This window comes from Kitasatospora sp. NPDC057692, assembly GCF_042799475.1.
Taxonomy (GTDB): domain Bacteria; phylum Actinomycetota; class Actinomycetes; order Streptomycetales; family Streptomycetaceae; genus Kitasatospora.
This window is the reverse complement of the sequence record NZ_JBHVIV010000032.1, coordinates 19963-37494: the sequence shown is the minus strand read 5'-3', so window position 1 is coordinate 37494 and position 17532 is coordinate 19963. Positions and strand designations below refer to the sequence as shown.

Sequence of the window (17532 nt, the reverse complement as noted above, 5' to 3'; positions counted from 1 at the left end):
CGTCGGGTCAGGACCCGGCGCGGCACGCATCCGCCGTTCGGGGGGAATCCCCCGGCCGTCGGCCGACCGCCCCGGCCCCGCAGGTCCCACCGCCTGCCGGACCGGGGCCGCCCTCACAGGGCGCGGCGCGCGGCGGCGATCCGGTCGGGATCCCAGCCGGGCCGGGGGACGGAGTCCAGCAGCAGCCTGGTGTAGGGGTGCCGCGGGGAGTCGAGGACCTCGGCGGTGGGACCGGATTCGACGATCCGCCCGTGCCGCATGACGACCACGTCCTCGGTGACGCAGCGGACCACGCCGAGGTCGTGGGTGATGAACAGGTAGCCGACGCCGGTCCGTTCGCGGATGTCGGCGAGCAGGTTGAGGACCTGCGCCTGCACCGACACGTCCAGCGCGGCCACCGCCTCGTCCAGCACCAGCACGGCCGGCTCGACGGCGAGCGCCCGGGCGACGGCGACGCGCTGGCGCTGGCCGCCGGAGAGCTGCCGGGGCAGCGCGTCGGCCGCCCGGCCGCCGAGGCCGACCTGGTCGAGGAGCTCCCGGATCCGGGCCTCGTGGTCGGTGCCGGGGGCGTGCAGGCGCAGGGTCTCGCGGAGCGCGGCCGCCACGCTGGTGCGCGGGTCCAGCGAGAGGTACGGGTCCTGGAAGACCATCTGCACCTCGCGGGCGCGGGCGAGCCGCTCGGCCCTCCCGCGGGCCCGTCCGCCGCGCTCCCGGCCGCGGACCAGGACCCGGCCCGCGTCGGCCTGTTCGAGGCCGACGACGATCCGGGCGGTGGTGGTCTTGCCGGAGCCCGACTCGCCCACGATGCCGAGCGATCCGCCGGCGGCGAGGGTGAAGGAGACGTCGTCCACCGCCCGCACGGTGCCGAAGGCGCGGCAGAGCCCGGTGACCTCCAGTACGGCCTCAGGCATCGGCGCGGCTCCCTTCGAGCGGGTGGTGGCAGGCGACCGGGTGCGCCGCGGGGGTCTCCGTGCGGCACAGCGCGGTCGCGAACGGGCAGCGGGCGGCGAACGCGCAGCCGGTCAGTTCCTGGCTCGGGTCCGGCGGTCGGCCCTCGATCGCGGCGAGCCGGCCGGGCCGGGCGTCCAGTCCGGGGGTGGCGGCCAGCAGCGCCGCGGTGTAGGGGTGGCGGGGCCGTTCGAACAGCTGCCCGGCGGGGCCGCTCTCGACGATCCGGCCGGCGTACATGACGTGGACGCGGTCGCTGATGGCGGCGGCGAGGCCGAGGTCGTGGGTGACGAACAGCAGGCCGGTGCCGAAGCGTTCGCGCAGCCGGCCGAGCAGCGCGACGACCTCGGCCTGGCTGGTGACGTCGAGCGCGGTGGTGGGCTCGTCGGCGAGCAGCAGGACCGGGTCGCCCATCAGCGCGGCGGCGATCATGACGCGCTGCAGCATGCCGCCGGACAGCTGCCCGGGGTGTCGGCGCAGCAGCTCCGGGCCGAGGCCGACGGCGTCCAGGAGTCCGGCCGCGCGCCGCTCGGCGTCGGCCGCGCCCGTCCGGCCGCCGAGGCGGACGCCCTCGGTGAGGAAGTCGCCGACGCGGCGCAGCGGGTTGATGGCGGCGCGGGGGTCCTGGAAGATCATCGCGGCCCGGCCGGTGCGCAGGGCGCGCAGCCGGTCGGGGCCCATCGCCAGGACGTCCTCGCCGTCGACCAGGACGCTGCCCTCGACGGTGGCGCCGGGCGGCAGCAGGCCGAGGGCGCTGCGCGAGGTGAGGCTCTTGCCGGAGCCGGACTCGCCGACCAGGGCGACGGTCTCGCCGGGGGCGACGCTGAGGTCGACGCCGTCGAGGACGGGGCGGGCGGTGCCGGGCAGGCGCAGCCGCAGGCCCCGGATGTCGAGGGCGTTCACGGGCTCCTCCGAGGTCATGGCGTCCTCCGGGCGACGCGGTCGGCCCAGCGCTCGCCGACGACGTTGAAGGCGACGACGGTGAGCACGATCAGGACGCAGGGCAGGATCGCGGAGAGCGGGTAGCCGTGCTGGATCGCGGTCTGGCCGTCGAAGACCATCCGTCCCCAGTCGGGGGTGAGCGCGGGGACGCCGAGGCCGAGGAAGGACAGGCCGGCGAGGTCCATCAGGGCGTATCCGAAGTTGATGGTGGACTGGGCGAGGACGACCGGGGCGATGTTGGGCAGGACGTGCCGCAGGCAGATCTGCGTGCCGGAGTGGCCCTGGACGCGGTGGGCGGCGACGTACGGCCGGGCCCGTTCGGCGACGACCAGCGAGCGGGTGAGCCGGGAGACGTACGGCAGGTAGGCGATCGCGAGGGCGGTGACGGGGGCGAGCAGGCCCTCCCCGTACACCGAGACGATCAGGATGGCGAGCAGCATGCCGGGGAAGGCGAAGACCAGCTCGGTGGCCCGGGAGAGCAGGGAGTCGAGCCACCCGCCGCGCCAGCCGGCCAGGAGGCCGACGAGGACGCCGGCGACGGTGGAGAAGACGACCACGCCGAGCGGGCCGAGCAGCGAGGCGCGGGCGCCGATCAGCAGCCGGGCGAGGGTGTCGCGGCCGGCGGCGTCGAGGCCGAGCGGGTGCTCGGGCGAGGGGCCGGCCAGGGCGCCGCCGAGGTCGACGGCGTTCGGGTCGTCCGGTGCGAGCCAGGGGGCGAGCAGTGCGGCGAGCACCACCAGGGCGGCGATGCCGAGGCAGGCCAGGTGGAGGGGCGCGCGGGCGGCCCTGATCCCGGCGAGGCCGGGCCGGCGGGTGAGGGCGGCGCTCATGCCCCGGCCCTCCCGGTCCCGAGGGTGACCCGGGGGTCGACCAGCGGCTGGAGCAGGTCGACCACCAGGTTCACCGTCATGAACAGCGCGACGACGATCAGCGAGATGGCCTGGACGGTCGGGAAGTCCTTGGTAGTGGTGGACAGTTCGAGGAGCTGGCCGATGCCGCCGACGCCGAACGCGGACTCCACCAGGACCGTGCAGACCAGCAGGGTGGAGACGATCAGCCCGCCGGTGGTCAGCACGGTGCCCAGCGAGTTGCGGAACACGTGGCGGCGGATCACCTCGCGTTCGGGCACGCCGCGGCTGCGGGCGACGGTGACGTGCTCGCCCTCCAGCGCGTCCAGCATCGCCGAGCGGGTGACCCGGGCGAGCATGCCGATCAGGTACAGGGCGAGGGCGATCGCGGGCAGGGTGAGGTGCCACAGCAGGTCGCCGAAGCCGTCGCCGGTGCCGCCGGTGGGGAACCAGCCCAGCCTGACCGCGAACAGCCCCTGCAGCAGGACCGCCGCGACGAAGGAGGGGGTGCCGACGGCGAGCGCGGTGGAGAGCAGGATCGCCGAGTCGGTGACGCCGCCGCGCACCGCGCCGGCCCAGCCGAGGGCGAGGCCGATGACGACGACCACGAGCAGGGCCATGGCCACCAGGGTCAGGGTGGCGGGCAGCCGGTCGGCGAGCAGCGTGGAGACGTCGGTCCGGTAGGTGAGGGAGCGCCCGAAGTCACCCTGGAGCACCTGGCCGAGCCAGCGCAGGTACCGCAGCAGGAAGGGGTCGTCGAGGTGGTACTGGTCGTTGATCGCCTGCAGGGCGGCCGGCGAGGCCGAGCGGCCGGACAGCAGGAAGCCCGCCGGGCTGCCCGGCGCCAGGTACATCGCGCCGAAGACCACGAAGGACGCGGCGAGCAGGGTGGCGGCCATCTCGGCCAGCCGGCGGGCGGCGAAGCGCAGGAAGCTCACTGAGCGGCCCCCACATCGGCGGCCCACGGGTAGTACAGGTACGCGATGGTGGTGGGGGCACCGGTGACGCGCTTGTTGAGGAAGACGGTGGTGGGCCACTCGGCGACCGGGATCCAGAGCAGCTTCTCGGAGGCGGTCCGCTGGAGCTCCGCCGTGAGCGCGCCGCGCTCGGCCGGGTCGTACGCGGCGGTGGCCCGGTCGACGAGGTCGTCGTAGCCCCGGTCGCTGAAGCCGGCGAAGTTCTGGTACGCGCCGGTCCTGAAGTTGGCGAGCAGGTCGAGCGGGTCGGTGATGGAGTCGTAGTAGGTCTCGGGGAAGGCGTCCAGGCCGACCCGCGCCTGGGGGTCGGTGAACAGCGCGGTGAAGGCGTTGGGGGCGATCGTCCGCAGCCGGACGTCCAGGCCGATCCTCGCTCCGGCGGCCTGGACGGCGGTGGCGAGCAGGGAGACGTCCTGACCGATGGTGCTGGTGGCGACGGTGAGCGTGGCGCCCTCGGCACCGGCCTCCTTGACCAGCGCCTTGGCCCGGTCGAGGTCCTGGGTGGTGGGGGTGAGGTGCGCGAAGGCCGCCGTCCGGACGTCCTCGGGCGCGCCGGCCCAGGCGGCCCTGGTGGTGAGCGAGCCGGTGACCGTGCCGGCTCCGGCGAGTCCGGTGCGGACGAAGCCGGAGCGGTCGAGGGCCAGCGAGAGCGCCCGGCGCACCCGCAGGTCGCCGAGCGGACCGTCCATGCTGGTGACGTTGAGGTTGACGGTGCTCAGGCCCTCGCCGAAGTACAGGGTGCCCGCGCCGCCGGCCCGCAGCCGGTCGTAGCTCTCGGTCGGGATCAGGTAGCCGCCGTCGACGTCGCCGGTGAGGAGGGCGTTGGTGCGGGCGGACGGGTCGGTGAGGAAGCGGAAGACGACCTTCTTCGCCTTGGCCTTGGCGCCCCAGTAGTCGTCGAAGCGCCGGAGTTCGATCGACTGGCCCTTGGCCCAGTCACCGAGGGCGAAGGGGCCGGTGCAGTGGAGGCCGCCGCCGGTGCCGTAGTCCCGGCCCTCGGCCTGCACGCCGGCCTTGGCGGCGACCGTGCCGGCGGCGGTGGCCATGTACTGCGGGAACTGGGAGTCGGGCCGCTTGAGCCTGACGGTGACCTGGAGCGGGCCGGTCCGGTCGACGGACTCGACGTTCTGGAACGCCTGGGCCCAGGCCGCCGCGTTGTCCGGGTTCATCTGGCGGCCGAGGCTGTACACGACGTCGTCGGCGGTCATCACCGATCCGTCGTGGAAGTGCACGCCAGAGCGCAGGTCGTAGACCCAGGTGAGGGGGTCCGGGTTGGTGGCCCGCTCGGCCAGGCCGGGGGCCGGGGTGAGCTGGGGGGTCCAGCGCATCAGGCTCTCGCAGACGTTGGCGAGCACCGTGTTCTGCGGGTAGTCGAAGGCCTGGAGGTAGTCGAGGGTGGGTGGTTCGGCGTAGGAGGCCCAGCTGAAGGAGTCGAGTTCGCCCCTGGCCGGCGGGGTGTCTGCGGAGAGCCGGACCGGGGCCCGGTCGGCGTCGGTTCGCGGCGGTCCGGCGCAGGCCGCGGCCAGGGCGGCGGCGGAGAGCAGGGCGGTGGTCAGGGCGAGGCGCCGCCGGGGCGGCCGGCGTCTCGCGGATGCGGTGGGAGTCATGAGGGTGTTCTCCGTTCGCTGGCGAGGGGTCAGGCCCGGGCGGCCGGGAGCTGCTGGGTGATGCAGTGGACGCCGCCGCCGCCGTGGGCGATCACCCGGGCGCGCACGCCGACGACCTCGCGGTCCGGGAAGGCCCCGGCCAGGACGGCCAGTGCCCCCGCGTCCTCGGGGTGGTCGGCGACCGGGACGACGACGCCGCCGTTGGCGAGGTAGAAGTTCAGGTAGCCGACCTCCACCCGGTGGCCGTCGACCTCGACGAAGGCGGCCTGCGGCAGGTCGACGATCTCGAAGGGCCGGCCGTGGGCGTCGGTGGAGTGCTCCAGCACGGCCCGGTTCGCCCGCATCCGCGCGTGGTCCGGGTGCTCGGGGTCGGCCGGGAGCTGCACCACGACCCGGCCGGGCCCGGCGAAGGCGCAGACGCCGTCCACGTGGCCGTCGGTCTCGGTGTCCAGCGCGCCCCCGTAGGGCAGCCAGATCACCTTGGTGACGCCGAGGCGCGCCTTGAGTTCGGCCTCGATCTCCTCGCGGGTCATCCCGGGGTTGCGGTTGGGGTGCAGCAGGCACTGCTCGGTGGTGATCAGCGTGCCCTCGCCGTCGACGGTGATCGCGCCGCCTTCGAGGATCATCTCGGAGCGGATCGCCGGGGTACCCAGGTGCTTCAGCAGCAGGCCGCTGATCCGGTCGTCGGCGTCCCAGGGGTGGTGCTTGCGGCCCCAGGCGTTGAAGCGGAAGTCGACGCCGGCCCGGCGGCCGTCGGCGTCCAGCACGAAGATCGGCGCGGAGTCGCGGAACCACGAGTCGTCCAGGGGGAGCTCCAGGACGGTGACGTCGCCGCCGCAGTGGGCGCGCGCCTCCTCGCCGTGGCCGGGCGGCGCCACCATGGTGACCGGCTCGAACTCCGCGACGGCGCGGGCGACCGCCGCGTACTCGTGCTTGACCTCGTCGAGCGTGTCGCCCCACAGGTCCGGCCGCACGGGCCAGGCCATCAGGCAGCCCTCGTGCTCGGTCCACTCCGCGGGCATGCGGTACGTCACGGGATCCCTCTTCCGTTCGGGGGCGGTCGGGCCCGGCGCGGTCGGTGCGCGGGCCGGAGTTGCCCCGCATCCTCCATCGAACTGAAAATTCAGTCAATACTTGGGGAACAGATCGTAGGGTGAGACTGAAAAGATCATCAGGATGCTGGCCCCGGCGGCCGGGGAGCCTCTAGAGTGGGCGCTCATGTCGGACCGTCGGACAGAGATACTCAAGGCCGCCACCCGCGTGATCGCCCGGCGCGGGGTCCGCGGACTGCGCGTGGGCGAGCTGGCCGCCGAGGCCGGAGTGTCCACCTCGCTGATCTACTACCACTTCGCCGACCGGGCCGGCCTGCTGCGCCGAACGCTGGACTTCATCAGCGACCGCGCCGACCACTACACCGACGAGGAAGCGCCCGCCCCCCGCACCGAGGACCCTCGCGCCGATCTGGAGCAGGTACTGCTGCGGGAACTCCAGGACACCGTCGAGGTGCGCGAGAACAGCACCGCCTGGGGCGAGTTGAGGGCGACGGCGGTGTTCGAGCCGGAGCTGCGCGAGGACCTCGCGCGGACCACCCACACCTGGGTGCACGACATCGCCGAGCTGCTCGCCCGGGCGGACCCCGGCGGCACCGCCCCGGCGCACGCGGCCGCCGCCGAGCGGCTGACCGCACTCGTCGAGGGCCTGAGCGTGCGCTGGCTCAGCGACTCCCTGCCGGCCGAGCACGCCCGCCGTCTGCTGCGCGAGGCCGTCGCGGCGGAGCTGGAGCGCGCCTAGCGGGGCAGCCCGGCGGGCCCGGCGGTCGCGGACCCGGCCGGCGCCGGAACGGATCCGGCCGGCACGGGACCGGATTCGGCCGATCCTGACAAAACCTCTAAACTCGGCGGGGCCGCGCACCCGCACGCCCATCGCCGGGCCGACCGCCCCCGCGCGCCCGCCCCCGACCGCCGAGAGAGGCAGCCCGCATGTCCGCTGACCGATCCCCCGCCACCCTCCAGCCGGTCTTCCAGGACCTGGCCCAGGACGACCCGCGCGAGGTCGGCGGCCATCTGCTGTACGCCCGGCTCGGCGCCGGCGGCATGGGCCGGGTCTACCTCTCCTACACCCCCGGCGGCCGCCCGGTGGCGCTCAAGGTGGTGCGGCCCGAGCTGGCCGGGGACCCCGAGTTCCGGGCCCGCTTCGCCCAGGAGGTGGCCAGCGCCCGGCGCATCCACGGGCTGTACACCGCACAGGTGGTCGACGCCGGGGTGGACGACACCACGCCGTGGCTGGCCACCACCTACGTACCCGGCCCGTCCCTCCAGCAGGTGGTGCGGCACTTCGGCCCGCTCCCCGAACGGACGGTGCTGCTGCTGGTGGCCGGCATCGCCGAGGCGCTGCAGGCGATCCACGCCACCGGGGTGGTGCACCGCGACCTCAAGCCGGGCAACGTGCTGATCGCCCCCGACGGCCCCCGGGTGATCGACTTCGGCATCGCCCGGGCCGCCGACGCCACCGCCCTGACCGGCACCGGGCTGCACATCGGCTCACCCGCCTACATGGCGCCCGAGCAGGCGACGGGCCGGCCCGCGACCCCGGCCACCGACGTGTACGCGCTCGGCGCGCTCGCCGTGCACGTCGCGGGCGGCGCCCCGCCCTTCGGGGACGGCCCGGACGCGGCCACGCTCTACCGGGCGGTCCACGAGGAACCGGACCTCGGCCGGGTCCCGGAGTCGTTGCACCCACTGCTCCTGGCCTGCCTCGCCAAGCGGCCCGAGGAGCGGCCCACCACCGCCGAGGTGATCGCCGCCGCCCGCGACCATCCGGCCGTCGGCGGGCGGCTGCGGTTCGGCGAGGACTGGCTGCCGCACCCGCTGACCAGCCAGATCACCCGACACGCCGAGCTGCCGCTGGTACCGGCCGGGGAGGCGGCGGCACCCACCGGCCTCGCCGCCACCGCCCTGACGCCCACCGACCTGGCACCCACTGCCCTGGCGTCCGCGACGCCCCCGGCCGGGGCGCGGCCGGTGCCCGGGGCGCCGGCCGCCGACCGGGGGAAGGGCCGGCGCAGACGCTCCCTGGGCCGGACGGCGCTGACCGCCGGCGTCGCGCTGGCCGTCGGCGCCGCGGCGACCCTGTTCCTGCTCGACGACCTGGACGCCGTGGAGGCCGCCGAGGCCCCGGTGTCCGGCTCCGCCGCGCCCGGCGCCCCGGCGCCCGGCGGATCGCCCGCCCCCGCCCCGTCGGCGCCCGGCGCCCCGACGGCCACCGCGCCGACGGCCCCGCCGACCGCCACCGCGCCCGCCGCCCCGACGGGACCGACCGCCACCGACTACGCCGCCGTCTCCCGCGGGGTCGAGCTGACCTCGGCGGACTCCGGCTACGAGTTCGACCTCGCCACCGGCACCGTGGTCCCGGCCGACAGCGCGACCTGGTACGTCGGCCGCGGCGAGGGCGAGTTCCTGGTCCCGGAGACCGCCGGCACCTTCGTCGGCCGGGACGCCGGCCTGGGCGTCGCCGACTGCCTCCAGGGGCTCGGCAGCCGTCCGGGCCGGCAGGTGCCCTTCGGCGCCCTCGGGTCGCGCGGCGCCTTCTGCGTCCGCTCCGCCGACGGGCGGGACCTCGCCGTCGTCCGGGTGCTGTCGACGGCCGGTCCGGACGGACCGGTCACCGTCTCGCTGGACCGCTACCGCCGCAAGGGCTGAGCGCCCCCCGCGCTGCGCACCCCGCACGACCGTGGTGCGCAGCGCCGAGACCGGGCTTGACTGATTTTTCAGTCAGTGCAAGAGTTCAGGTCAGGCGATGCCGGGCGAGTTCGTCCGCCGCCGGCCCCGGCGCCCTGCGCACCGCTCCCCCGGAGCTCCGCCCCCGCGCCGGACCGATCCACCCCGAGCCCCACCGGAGGCCACCGTGTCCCACTCCCCCCTCGCGCGCCGCACGGTGCTGCGTTCCCTCGCCGGCGCCGGCCTGATCGCCCTCGGCGCGAGCGCCTGCCTGCCCGGGTTCGACGAGCCGGCCGACCCGGCCGACCCGGCGGCGCCGTCCTCCTCCCCGTCCTCCTCCCCGTCCGCCTCCGCCACCGCCGAGCCCGGCGCCCCGGCCGGCCCCGCCCCCGCGCCCATTCCCGCGCGGGGACGACGGCTCGGCGGCGAGTGGGAGAAGCACGAGCGGACCTTCATGGCCTGGCCCGCCTCCGAGAACGTCTGGGGCAACCAGCTCGCGGGCGTCCGCAAGGACATCGCCGCGGTCGCCCGCGCCATCGGCGAGCGCGAGCCGGTGGTCCTGCTCGTCCGCCCCGGCCAGGAGGCCTCCGCCCGCAGCGCCTGCGGCAAGGCCGTCGAGCTGCTCGCCGTCCCCGTCGACGACCTGTGGGCCCGCGACACCCTGCCGGTCTTCGTGGAGGAGGGCGGCAAGGTCAAGGGCGTCGACTTCAACTTCAACGGCTGGGGCCGCAAGCAGCAGCACGGCAGCGACAGCCGGGTCGCCCGCACCGTCCTGGAGAAGTACGGGCTCGAACGGATCGAGACCCCGCTCATCGCCGAGGGCGGCTCCTTCGAGACCGACGGCCAGGGCACCCTGCTGATCACCGAGAGCTCGATCGTCAACGACAACCGCAACCCGGGCCGCACCCGCGACCGGATCGAGGCGGAGCTCAAGGCGGCACTGGGCCTCGACAAGGTGATCTGGCTCGCCGGCGTCAAGGGCGAGGACATCACCGACGCCCACGTCGACTGTCTGGCCCGCTTCGCCGCCCCCGGCGTGGTCCTGCTGGACCGGGCCTTCCCCGGCACCCCGGCGGACGTCTGGTCGCGCTCCGCCGACCAGGCCCGCGCCGTCCTCGCCGAGGCCACCGACGCCACCGGCAAGAAGCTCAAGGTCATCGAGGTCGCCCAGCCCGACCCGGACAAGATCACCGGCCGCGGTGACGCCTTCGTCTCCTCCTACATGAACTTCTACGTCGGCAACAAGGGCGTCTACCTGCCGCTGTTCGGCGACCCCCGGGCCGACGACCACGCCCAGGACGTCTTCCGGGAGCTGTTCCCCGGACGCGAGATCGTCCCCGTGCAGATCGACACCCTGGCCTCCGGCGGCGGCGGCATCCACTGCTCCACCCACGACCAGCCCGCCGGCTGACCCCGAGCCCCGCCACCCCGCCCAGCACCACGCACCACGCACCACGCAGCGCCCAGCCCAGCACCGCCCAGCACCGAGGGAGAAGGGACCCCCGTGCAGCTGACCCCCACCGAACGCGACCGGCTGCTGATCTTCACCGCGGCCGAACTCGCCCGCGCCCGCCGCGCCCGCGGCCTGCGCCTCAACGTCCCCGAGGCGACCGCGGTCATCTCGGACACCGTCTGCGAGGCCGCCCGGGACGGCCTGCGGCTCGCCGAGGCCGTGGCCCGCGGACGCTCCGTCCTCTCCCCCGCCGACGTCCTGCCCGCCGTACCGGACCTGGTCACCGAGATCCACGTCGAGGCGGTCTTCGAGGACGGCACCCGGCTCGCCGTCGTCGCCGACCCGTTCGGCGGCGGAGGCCTCGGCCCGGCGGCACCCGGCGCCGTCCTCCTCGACGACCGCGTCGACCCCGGGCCGGCCGCGGTGCGCACCCTGGCGGTCCGCAACACCGCCGACGTGCCGATCTCGGTCACCTCGCACTTCCACTTCTTCGAGGCCAACCCCCGGCTGGCCTTCGACCGCGCCGCCGCCTACGGCACCCGCCTGGCCGTCCCGGCCGGATCCTCGGTGCGCTTCGACCCGGGCGCCACCGTCGAGGTCGGCCTGGTGCCGATCGGCGGCGGGCGGGTCGCGATCGGCTTCGCGGGGCTGGTGGACGGCCCGCTGGACGCACCCCCGGTCCGGCGGGAGGCCCTGCGCCGGGCGGCCGAGCAGGGCTACCTCGGGGCGAACGACGACGACCGACAGGAGGACCGGGCATGAGCAGCGGCATCGAGGCGTCCGAGTACACCGCCGTGCACGGCCCGCGGGCCGGCGACCGGGTCCGGCTCGGGGACAGCGGGCTGGTGGTCCGCGTCGAGTCGGACTCCCAGCGGCCGGGCGACGAGTTCCTGGTCGGGTTCGGCAAGACCGCCCGCGACGGCCTTCACCTCAAGGCCGCCGCCGTGCGCGACACCTGCGACCTCGTCATCAGCAACGTGCTCGTCATCGACGCGGTCCAGGGCATCCGCAAGACCTCGATCGGCATCCGGGAGGGCCGGATCGCGTCCATCGGCCGGGCCGGCAATCCCGACACCCTGGACGGCGTCGACGTGGTCGTCGGCACCGGGACGGCGATCGTGTCCGGGGAGGGCCTGATCGCCACCGCCGGCGCCATCGACACCCACGTCCACCTGATGTCCCCCCGCATCATGGAGGCCTCGCTCGCCTCCGGCGTCACCACGATCATCGGCCAGGAGTTCGGCCCGGCCTGGGGCGTCGGCGTCAACTCGCCCTGGGCGCTGCGGCACGCCTTCAACAGCTTCGACGCCTGGCCGGTCAACATCGGCTTCCTCGGCCGCGGCTCCTCCTCCCACCCTGCCCCGCTCGTCGAGGCCCTGGCGGAGGGCGGGGCCTGCGGCTTCAAGGTGCACGAGGACATGGGCGCGCACACCCGCGCGCTGGACACCGCACTGTCGGTCGCCGAGCTTTTCGACGTCCAAGTGGCCCTGCACACCGACGGGTTGAACGAGTGCCTGTCGGTCGAGGACACCCTGCGCGTCCTGGAGGGCCGGACCATCCACGCCTTCCACATCGAGGGCTGCGGCGGCGGCCACGTGCCCAACGTGCTCAAGATGGCGGGCGTGCCGAACGTCATCGGCTCCTCCACCAACCCCACCCTGCCGTTCGGCCGGGACGCCGTCGCCGAGCACTACGGCATGATCGTCTCCGTCCACGGCCTCAAGACCGATCTTCCCGGCGACGCCGCGATGGCCCGCGACCGCATCCGGGCCGGCACGATGGGCGCCGAGGACGTCCTGCACGACCTCGGGGCCATCGGCATCACCTCCTCCGACGCCCAGGGCATGGGCCGGGCGGGCGAGACCGTGCGCCGCACCTTCGCGATGGCCGGCAAGATGAAGGCCGAACGCGGCCCGCTGGAGGGCGACGGCCCGGACGACGACAACGAGCGCGTGCTGCGCTACATCGCCAAGCTCACCATCAACCCCGCCATCGCACACGGGCTTTCGCACGAGGTCGGCTCGATCGAGGTCGGCCGGCTCGCCGACATCGTGCTGTGGCGGCCCGCCTCCTTCGGCGCCAAGCCGCAGCTGGTCCTCAAGGCCGGCTTCCCCGCCTACGGGGTCACCGGCGACCCCAACGCCGCCACCGAGACCTGCCAGCCCCTGGTCCTGGGCCCGCTGTTCGGGGCCCACGGCGCCACCCCCGCCGACCTCTCGGTCGCCTTCACCAGCCAGGCCGCCGCCGAGGCCGGCAGCACCGCCCGCCCCTACGACACCATGACCACCCGGCGCCGCCGCGTCGGCGTCCGGAACACCCGCGGCATCGGCCCGCGCGACCTGGTGCGCAACGCCCGCCTCGGCGAGGTCCTCGTCGACGCCCGCCGCGGCACGGTCAGCCTCGACGGCACCGCGCTGCGCTCCGAACCTGCCGAGGCCGTGTCCCTGAACCGCCTCTACTTCCTCTGACGCCCGCTCCGGCGGACCCGGCATCCCCGGCAGCCCGCTCCGGCGGGCCCGGCGGCACCGCACGCACGACGAGGCCCGCCCCGGCTCTCCCGGGGCGGGCCTCGCGCCGCGGTGACGTCAGCAGCTGGTGTTGGAGGTGATCTTGATGCCCGTGATCGTGCCCATCGAACCGATGCTGTTGTAGCCCTGGGTCGCGTTGGACAGGCACCGGTAGATGTCACCGGCGCCGTAGTTCATGCGGATCCACACCGTGTCCTGGTTGCGGGTGTTGACGACGCTGAAGCCCGGACCGTGGTAGGTGCTCTGGTAGTAGCCGGTGATGTCCCGGAACTGGGCCACGATCCTGGCGTCGTTGGTGTAGTCGTCGTAGACGCAGACGTACGGGTAGGGGCAACCGTCCTGGGAGTCGGCCTGCGCGCCCGTGGCGCCGACCAGGGACAGGCCGAGCAGGGAGGCGCCGACCGCGCCCGTCGCCGCCAGCTTCTTGATGCCGTTGCGCATGGTGTTCCTCTTCTTCGCAGGGGGGTTCGTCCGCCGGGTCCGGCGGAGCGGCGGGGCGGGGCCCCGGGTCAGTAGGTCGGGACGTACGGCAGGCAGTGGCCGTTGGGCCCGGCGTACGGGTCGGTCCAGTCGACGTTCATCAGCTTGCTGCCCGTCTGCGGGCCGACGACGCCGTCCGCCTGGCCGCTGCCGAGGACGCCCTGCTGGAAGGACCGCACGGCGGCGTCCGTCTTCGGACCCCACTGGCCGTCCTCGGCGATGGTCGCCCGGCCGCCCAGCCGCAGGTAGTCGTTGACCAGGTGCTGCACGCACCACACGCCGGTGCCGGACGTGGTGTGGCCGTATCCGAGGTAGGCGGCACCGGGCACGGCGTTCGCGCTGCCCGTGAGACCCAGCACCGATGCGCCGGCTGTCGCCAGCGCCGCGGCCCCCTTGCCGATCGTGGCCATGACGTTCATCGACATCCTCCCCGTTTCGTGTCGATCACTGGGGAGGGACGTTAGCGACCGGACGGGGCCCGGCAGCACCCCCGTCACCGCGGACGGCGGCCGTCTCACGCGTCGCGTCCGCCGTCTCACCGCCGCCGGGCTGCGGCGATGGGACTGCGGGTGCGGGGAAAGCTGAGACGTCTCAACCTCGCGGAGACCGCCAGGGGGACGCCGTCCTGACGGTCCGTCGAGGGCGCGGGGCGGGTGTCAGCCGGCCGCGCCGGCGTGCAGGAGGTCGCCGGCGCGGGCGGCCAGGCCGTCGGCGCCGCAGTGGGCGGCCAGCTCCAGTCCCCGGGTGAGGGCGCGGCGGGCCTCGGCGGTGGCGCCCAGCGCCTCCCCCAGGTCGACCAGGGCGATCGCGCGCTCGTAGCGGGCGGGTGAGCGCTCCAGGTGCCGGACGGCCCGGGCCAGCAGCTCGGCCGCGCGCGGCCGGTCGTGCACCGCCGCGCAGAGCCGCAGCGTGCTGCCGATGGCCGAGTCCGTCCCGGACTCCCGGGCCCGGCGGACGGCCTCCCCCGCGAGGTCGCGGGCCCGGTCCGGCTGCTCGGCGGCGATCGCGCGCGCCAGGTGCCCGAGCCACGGCGCCCACACCGTGTTGCGCCACCCGCGCGCGTCCAGGGCCGCACCGGCGGCGGTCAGCGTCTCGGCCGCGCCGGCCGCGTCGCCCCGGGCCAGCAGGAGGCGGCCGTACAGGGTGGGGGCGTCGGGCAGCACCATCACCGTCGGGTACGGCGGGCCGAAGGCGTGCTCGTGCGCGAGTTCCAGCGCCTCGGTCACCCGGCCGCGCGCGGCCACGGTCTCGGCCAGCGCCCCGACCGCGTCCCAGTGCAGCGGTACGCCAGGACCGATCCGTTCGGCGATCCGCAGCGCCCGGCGCAGGTAGTCCTCCGCCTCCGCCAGGGCGCCGCAGCGGAACCTGAGCATGCCGGTCAGCAGGTAGGCGAAGCCGAGGTGGCCGCCGCTCCACCCGGCGACCTCGTACGCGCGGACCGCCTCGGTGAACAGCTCCTCCGCCCGGTCGACCCGGTCGGCGTAGAGGTAGCTGATGCCGAGGATCCCGGGCAGCTCGAAGCCCCAGACGGTGTTGGTCCAGCCGAGGCTGAGCGGCAGGCGGCCGCCGGGCAGCGCGGAGTCGGCGAAGGCGATCGCCTCCTCGCGGTCCACCCCGCGCAGCGTGAGGTCCCAGCAGCGCAGGACGGCCACCGCCTGTGCCAGGCCGTTCTGTTCGAAGAGGGCCTTGTTCGGGAGCGGTCCGCCCCGCGTCCCGGCGGCGGGGCCCGTGGAGGTGGCGGTCCCGGCGGCGGCCGAGCCGTCCGCCGCGACGTCGCCGAACGCCATGCCGACCGTCTCCAGCATCCGGTCGAACTCCGCGAGCCTGCGGGAGCGGCCCGGGCCGTCCGCGTCCTCGGACTGGAAGGCGGCGAACATGAAGTGGGCGACCTCCAGGCGCAGGCGGCCCGGGCCGGGGGAGGTACGGGCGGCGGCCTCCGCGCACACGGCGGCGGCGTCGCCGAGCCGGTTGCTGTGGGCGAGGGCCTGGGCGAGCCGGAAGGTCGCGTCGACCCGGCGCTCGGGGCCGAGCCCGTGCGGGTCCGCGAGGGCCAGGCGCAGCTGGTTGACCGTGGTCGCCGGGTCGGTGAGCAGCGCCGAGCAGCCGAGTTCGTAGAGCACCTCGGCCCGGTCCTCGTCGGCGGGCGGTTCGCTCATGGCGCGGCGCAGGCAGCGCTGGGCCGCCTCGGGGGCGCCGATGGCCAGGTGCTCGCGGGCCGCCCGGCGCAGCTTGCCGACGACGGCGCCGTCCCCCTCCGGCAGCGTCTCCAGCAGGTGCCGGGACGCCGTCAGCAGGCCGAGTCCGGCGTTCTCGGTCTCGACGGCGGCGACGCCGTGCATCCCGGTGCGGGTGGCGGAGGGCATCGACTGGTAGACCGAGGTGGCGATCAGCGGGTGGACGAACTCCAGCCGGCCGCCCGCGGTACCGACCAGCACCCCGTGGCGGCGCAGCTCGCGCACGGACTCGGCGGCGGTCTCCGGGCCCTGGGCGCAGATCACGGCGGCGAGGTCCGGGCGGATGTCGGTGCCCAGCATGGACGCCGCCCAGGCGAACCGCACGGCGGTCGGGCCGATCTTCTCCAGCCAGTGCCGGAGCGTCATCCCGCGCGTGCCCGCGGCGAGTTCGCGCAGCTGGGCGGCGCTCTCCTCGATCGGGTCGAGCCGCTGGTCGGCCACCTCGCGCAGCAGGGCGGTGGTCTCGTACGGGTTGCCGGCGGTGACCGCCCAGACGTGGCGGCAGAAGGCGTCCTCGGCCCCCGCGCCCAGCGCGGCGCGGACCAGCCGGGCGACCGAGGCCGGCTGGAGCGGCCGCAGGTCGTGCCGCCGGTCGGCCCGGCCGACGAGGCCGCGCTGGAGCGTGAGCGCCTCGTCGGGGAACTCGTCCCGGCAGGCGAGCACCAGCAGCGCGGGCAGTTCGCGCGCGCCCACCGCGAAGCCGGCCAGCCAGCCGAGCGACTCCGCGTCCGCCCAGTGCAGGTCGTCGACGATCACGACCAACGGCGATCGGCGCTGGACGAGGCGGGTGAGGACGAAGTCCAGCCCGTCCCGCACCCCCTGCGGATCGAGCTGCCCGGCCGGCCGCAGCAGGCCCACCGCCGGACCGACGATGTCCTCCCAGGGCCCGAGGACGTGCGCCCGGTCCTCGTCGGACAGGGCCGCCAGCACCGGCTGGAGCAGTTGGCGCACCACCCGGAACGGCTCGTGCCGCTGCCGCTCCCCGCCCCGGGCGAACAGCACCGTGCACCCCGCCCGGCCCGCCTCCCGGCGGACCTCGGTCAGCACCGCCGTCTTGCCCAGCCCCGCCGCGCCGGTGTACACCAGCAGCTCCCCGAGCGCCGCCCCGGCGGGCCGGGTCAGCGCCTCGACCGCCCGCCCGGCCGACCGGATCTCGGCCTCGCGCTCGTGCAACGGACCGTCGCCCTGGCCCCCGTCGGCCACCGTCGCCTCCAATTCACGCCTCCACGCCCGTCGTTACCGCCGAGGCTACTGCTGAACGGGCGAATCCGGTGCGGGCTTGACAATCCGTCCGTTCGGGGGAACGCGAGCTAGCCCGCCGCACCGCTCTTGACAAGTCGCACAAGAACAGTTCGCCCTTATCGGCGACTTGTGCTCTAAACCAGGATCAATACGGGCAACTCCCCCTTGGTCCCCGGACGGGACACCGGCGCAACGAAAGGCGGGAGACCATGAGCATGATCCAGACGGGCAGGCTGCAGCTGAACTCCAACAGCCGCTCGGCGACCACCGGCGGCGACACCTCCACCTTCACCCAGGTCACCTTCCCCACCCCCTTCCCCAACGGCACGGAGGTGATCGTGATCCCGTTCGTCCAGACCTTCAACGGCCCCGACACCCCCGGCCTGCGCATCGCCGACGTGACCACCACCGGCTTCAAGATCCGCCTCAACGAACTCGTCGGCCGCGGCACCGTCCTGTCCGACGGCCCCCACACCACCGAGACCGTCGGCTGGATCGCCGCCACCGTGTAGGCCTTCGGGCCTCCCGGTCGGCCGGCGTGTCCTTCGACAGGCGCT

The 17532-nt window shown here is 75.0% G+C and carries 15 protein-coding genes; 6 read left to right on the top strand and 9 right to left on the bottom strand.

Going from position 1 to position 17532, the window contains the following annotated elements:
• Positions 1–113: 113 nt before the first annotated feature.
• The 6 genes from ACFVFS_RS19625 to ACFVFS_RS19600 are packed head-to-tail and all read right to left on the bottom strand — an operon-like array spanning position 114 to position 6356.
• A complete protein-coding gene (locus ACFVFS_RS19625; RefSeq protein ID WP_380625803.1) occupies positions 114–911 on the bottom strand; it encodes an ABC transporter ATP-binding protein in 798 nt (265 codons plus the stop codon).
• A complete protein-coding gene (locus ACFVFS_RS19620) occupies positions 904–1869 on the bottom strand; it encodes an ABC transporter ATP-binding protein (protein ID WP_380625801.1) in 966 nt (321 codons plus the stop codon). Before ACFVFS_RS19620 ends, ACFVFS_RS19625 begins: the two co-directional genes overlap by 8 nt.
• The gene (locus ACFVFS_RS19615) at positions 1866–2720 is read right to left on the bottom strand and encodes an ABC transporter permease (protein WP_380625799.1); all 855 of its coding nucleotides are present in this window, start codon (positions 2718–2720) and stop codon (positions 1866–1868) included. Before ACFVFS_RS19615 ends, ACFVFS_RS19620 begins: the two co-directional genes overlap by 4 nt.
• Positions 2717–3676 carry an ABC transporter permease gene (locus ACFVFS_RS19610; RefSeq protein WP_380625797.1) on the bottom strand — a complete coding sequence of 320 codons (960 nt, stop codon included), beginning with the start codon at positions 3674–3676 and terminating at the stop codon, positions 2717–2719. The genes ACFVFS_RS19615 and ACFVFS_RS19610 overlap by 4 nt, the downstream gene beginning before the upstream one ends.
• Positions 3673–5322 (bottom strand): ABC transporter substrate-binding protein, encoded by a 1650-nt coding sequence (locus ACFVFS_RS19605; RefSeq protein WP_380625795.1) that lies wholly within the window; start codon positions 5320–5322, stop codon positions 3673–3675. Before ACFVFS_RS19605 ends, ACFVFS_RS19610 begins: the two co-directional genes overlap by 4 nt.
• 29 nt (positions 5323–5351) lie before the next feature.
• The gene (locus ACFVFS_RS19600; protein WP_380625793.1) at positions 5352–6356 is read right to left on the bottom strand and encodes an agmatine/peptidylarginine deiminase; all 1005 of its coding nucleotides are present in this window, start codon (positions 6354–6356) and stop codon (positions 5352–5354) included.
• Positions 6357–6540: 184 nt separating this feature from the next.
• On the opposite strand from ACFVFS_RS19600, the gene ACFVFS_RS19595 reads away from it, so the two are divergent.
• The 5 genes from ACFVFS_RS19595 to ACFVFS_RS19575 all read left to right on the top strand — a co-directional run bounded on the left by ACFVFS_RS19595 (position 6541) and on the right by ACFVFS_RS19575 (position 12959).
• Positions 6541–7113 (top strand): TetR/AcrR family transcriptional regulator, encoded by a 573-nt coding sequence (locus ACFVFS_RS19595; protein ID WP_380625791.1) that lies wholly within the window; start codon positions 6541–6543, stop codon positions 7111–7113.
• A gap of 188 nt (positions 7114–7301) precedes the next feature.
• Complete coding sequence (locus ACFVFS_RS19590) at positions 7302–9020, top strand: serine/threonine-protein kinase (RefSeq protein ID WP_380625789.1); 1719 nt, start codon at positions 7302–7304, stop codon at positions 9018–9020.
• A 205-nt stretch (positions 9021–9225) separates the two neighbouring features.
• Positions 9226–10449 carry an agmatine/peptidylarginine deiminase gene (locus tag ACFVFS_RS19585; RefSeq protein WP_380625787.1) on the top strand — a complete coding sequence of 408 codons (1224 nt, stop codon included), beginning with the start codon at positions 9226–9228 and terminating at the stop codon, positions 10447–10449.
• A 93-nt stretch (positions 10450–10542) separates the two neighbouring features.
• Positions 10543–11253: an urease subunit gamma gene (gene ureA / locus ACFVFS_RS19580; protein ID WP_380625785.1), complete on the top strand. Its 711-nt coding sequence runs from the start codon at positions 10543–10545 to the stop codon at positions 11251–11253.
• Positions 11250–12959 carry an urease subunit alpha gene (locus ACFVFS_RS19575; RefSeq protein ID WP_380625783.1) on the top strand — a complete coding sequence of 570 codons (1710 nt, stop codon included), beginning with the start codon at positions 11250–11252 and terminating at the stop codon, positions 12957–12959. The genes ureA and ACFVFS_RS19575 overlap by 4 nt, the downstream gene beginning before the upstream one ends.
• A gap of 117 nt (positions 12960–13076) precedes the next feature.
• On the opposite strand, the gene ACFVFS_RS19570 is transcribed toward ACFVFS_RS19575, so the two are convergent.
• The 3 genes from ACFVFS_RS19570 to ACFVFS_RS19560 form a co-directional block, all read right to left on the bottom strand.
• Positions 13077–13460 (bottom strand): hypothetical protein, encoded by a 384-nt coding sequence (locus ACFVFS_RS19570; RefSeq protein WP_380625781.1) that lies wholly within the window; start codon positions 13458–13460, stop codon positions 13077–13079.
• 68 nt (positions 13461–13528) lie between these two features.
• Positions 13529–13918 (bottom strand): peptidoglycan-binding protein, encoded by a 390-nt coding sequence (locus ACFVFS_RS19565; protein ID WP_380625779.1) that lies wholly within the window; start codon positions 13916–13918, stop codon positions 13529–13531.
• Positions 13919–14155: 237 nt separating this feature from the next.
• Entirely contained in the window at positions 14156–16948 is a 2793-nt protein-coding gene (locus ACFVFS_RS19560) for an ATP-binding protein (RefSeq protein ID WP_380625777.1), read from the bottom strand.
• A 236-nt stretch (positions 16949–17184) separates the two neighbouring features.
• Between ACFVFS_RS19560 and ACFVFS_RS19555 the strand changes: the two genes are divergently transcribed.
• Positions 17185–17487, top strand: a complete 303-nt coding sequence (locus ACFVFS_RS19555) for a hypothetical protein (protein ID WP_380625774.1) — start codon at positions 17185–17187, stop codon at positions 17485–17487.
• Positions 17488–17532 lie beyond the last annotated feature (45 nt).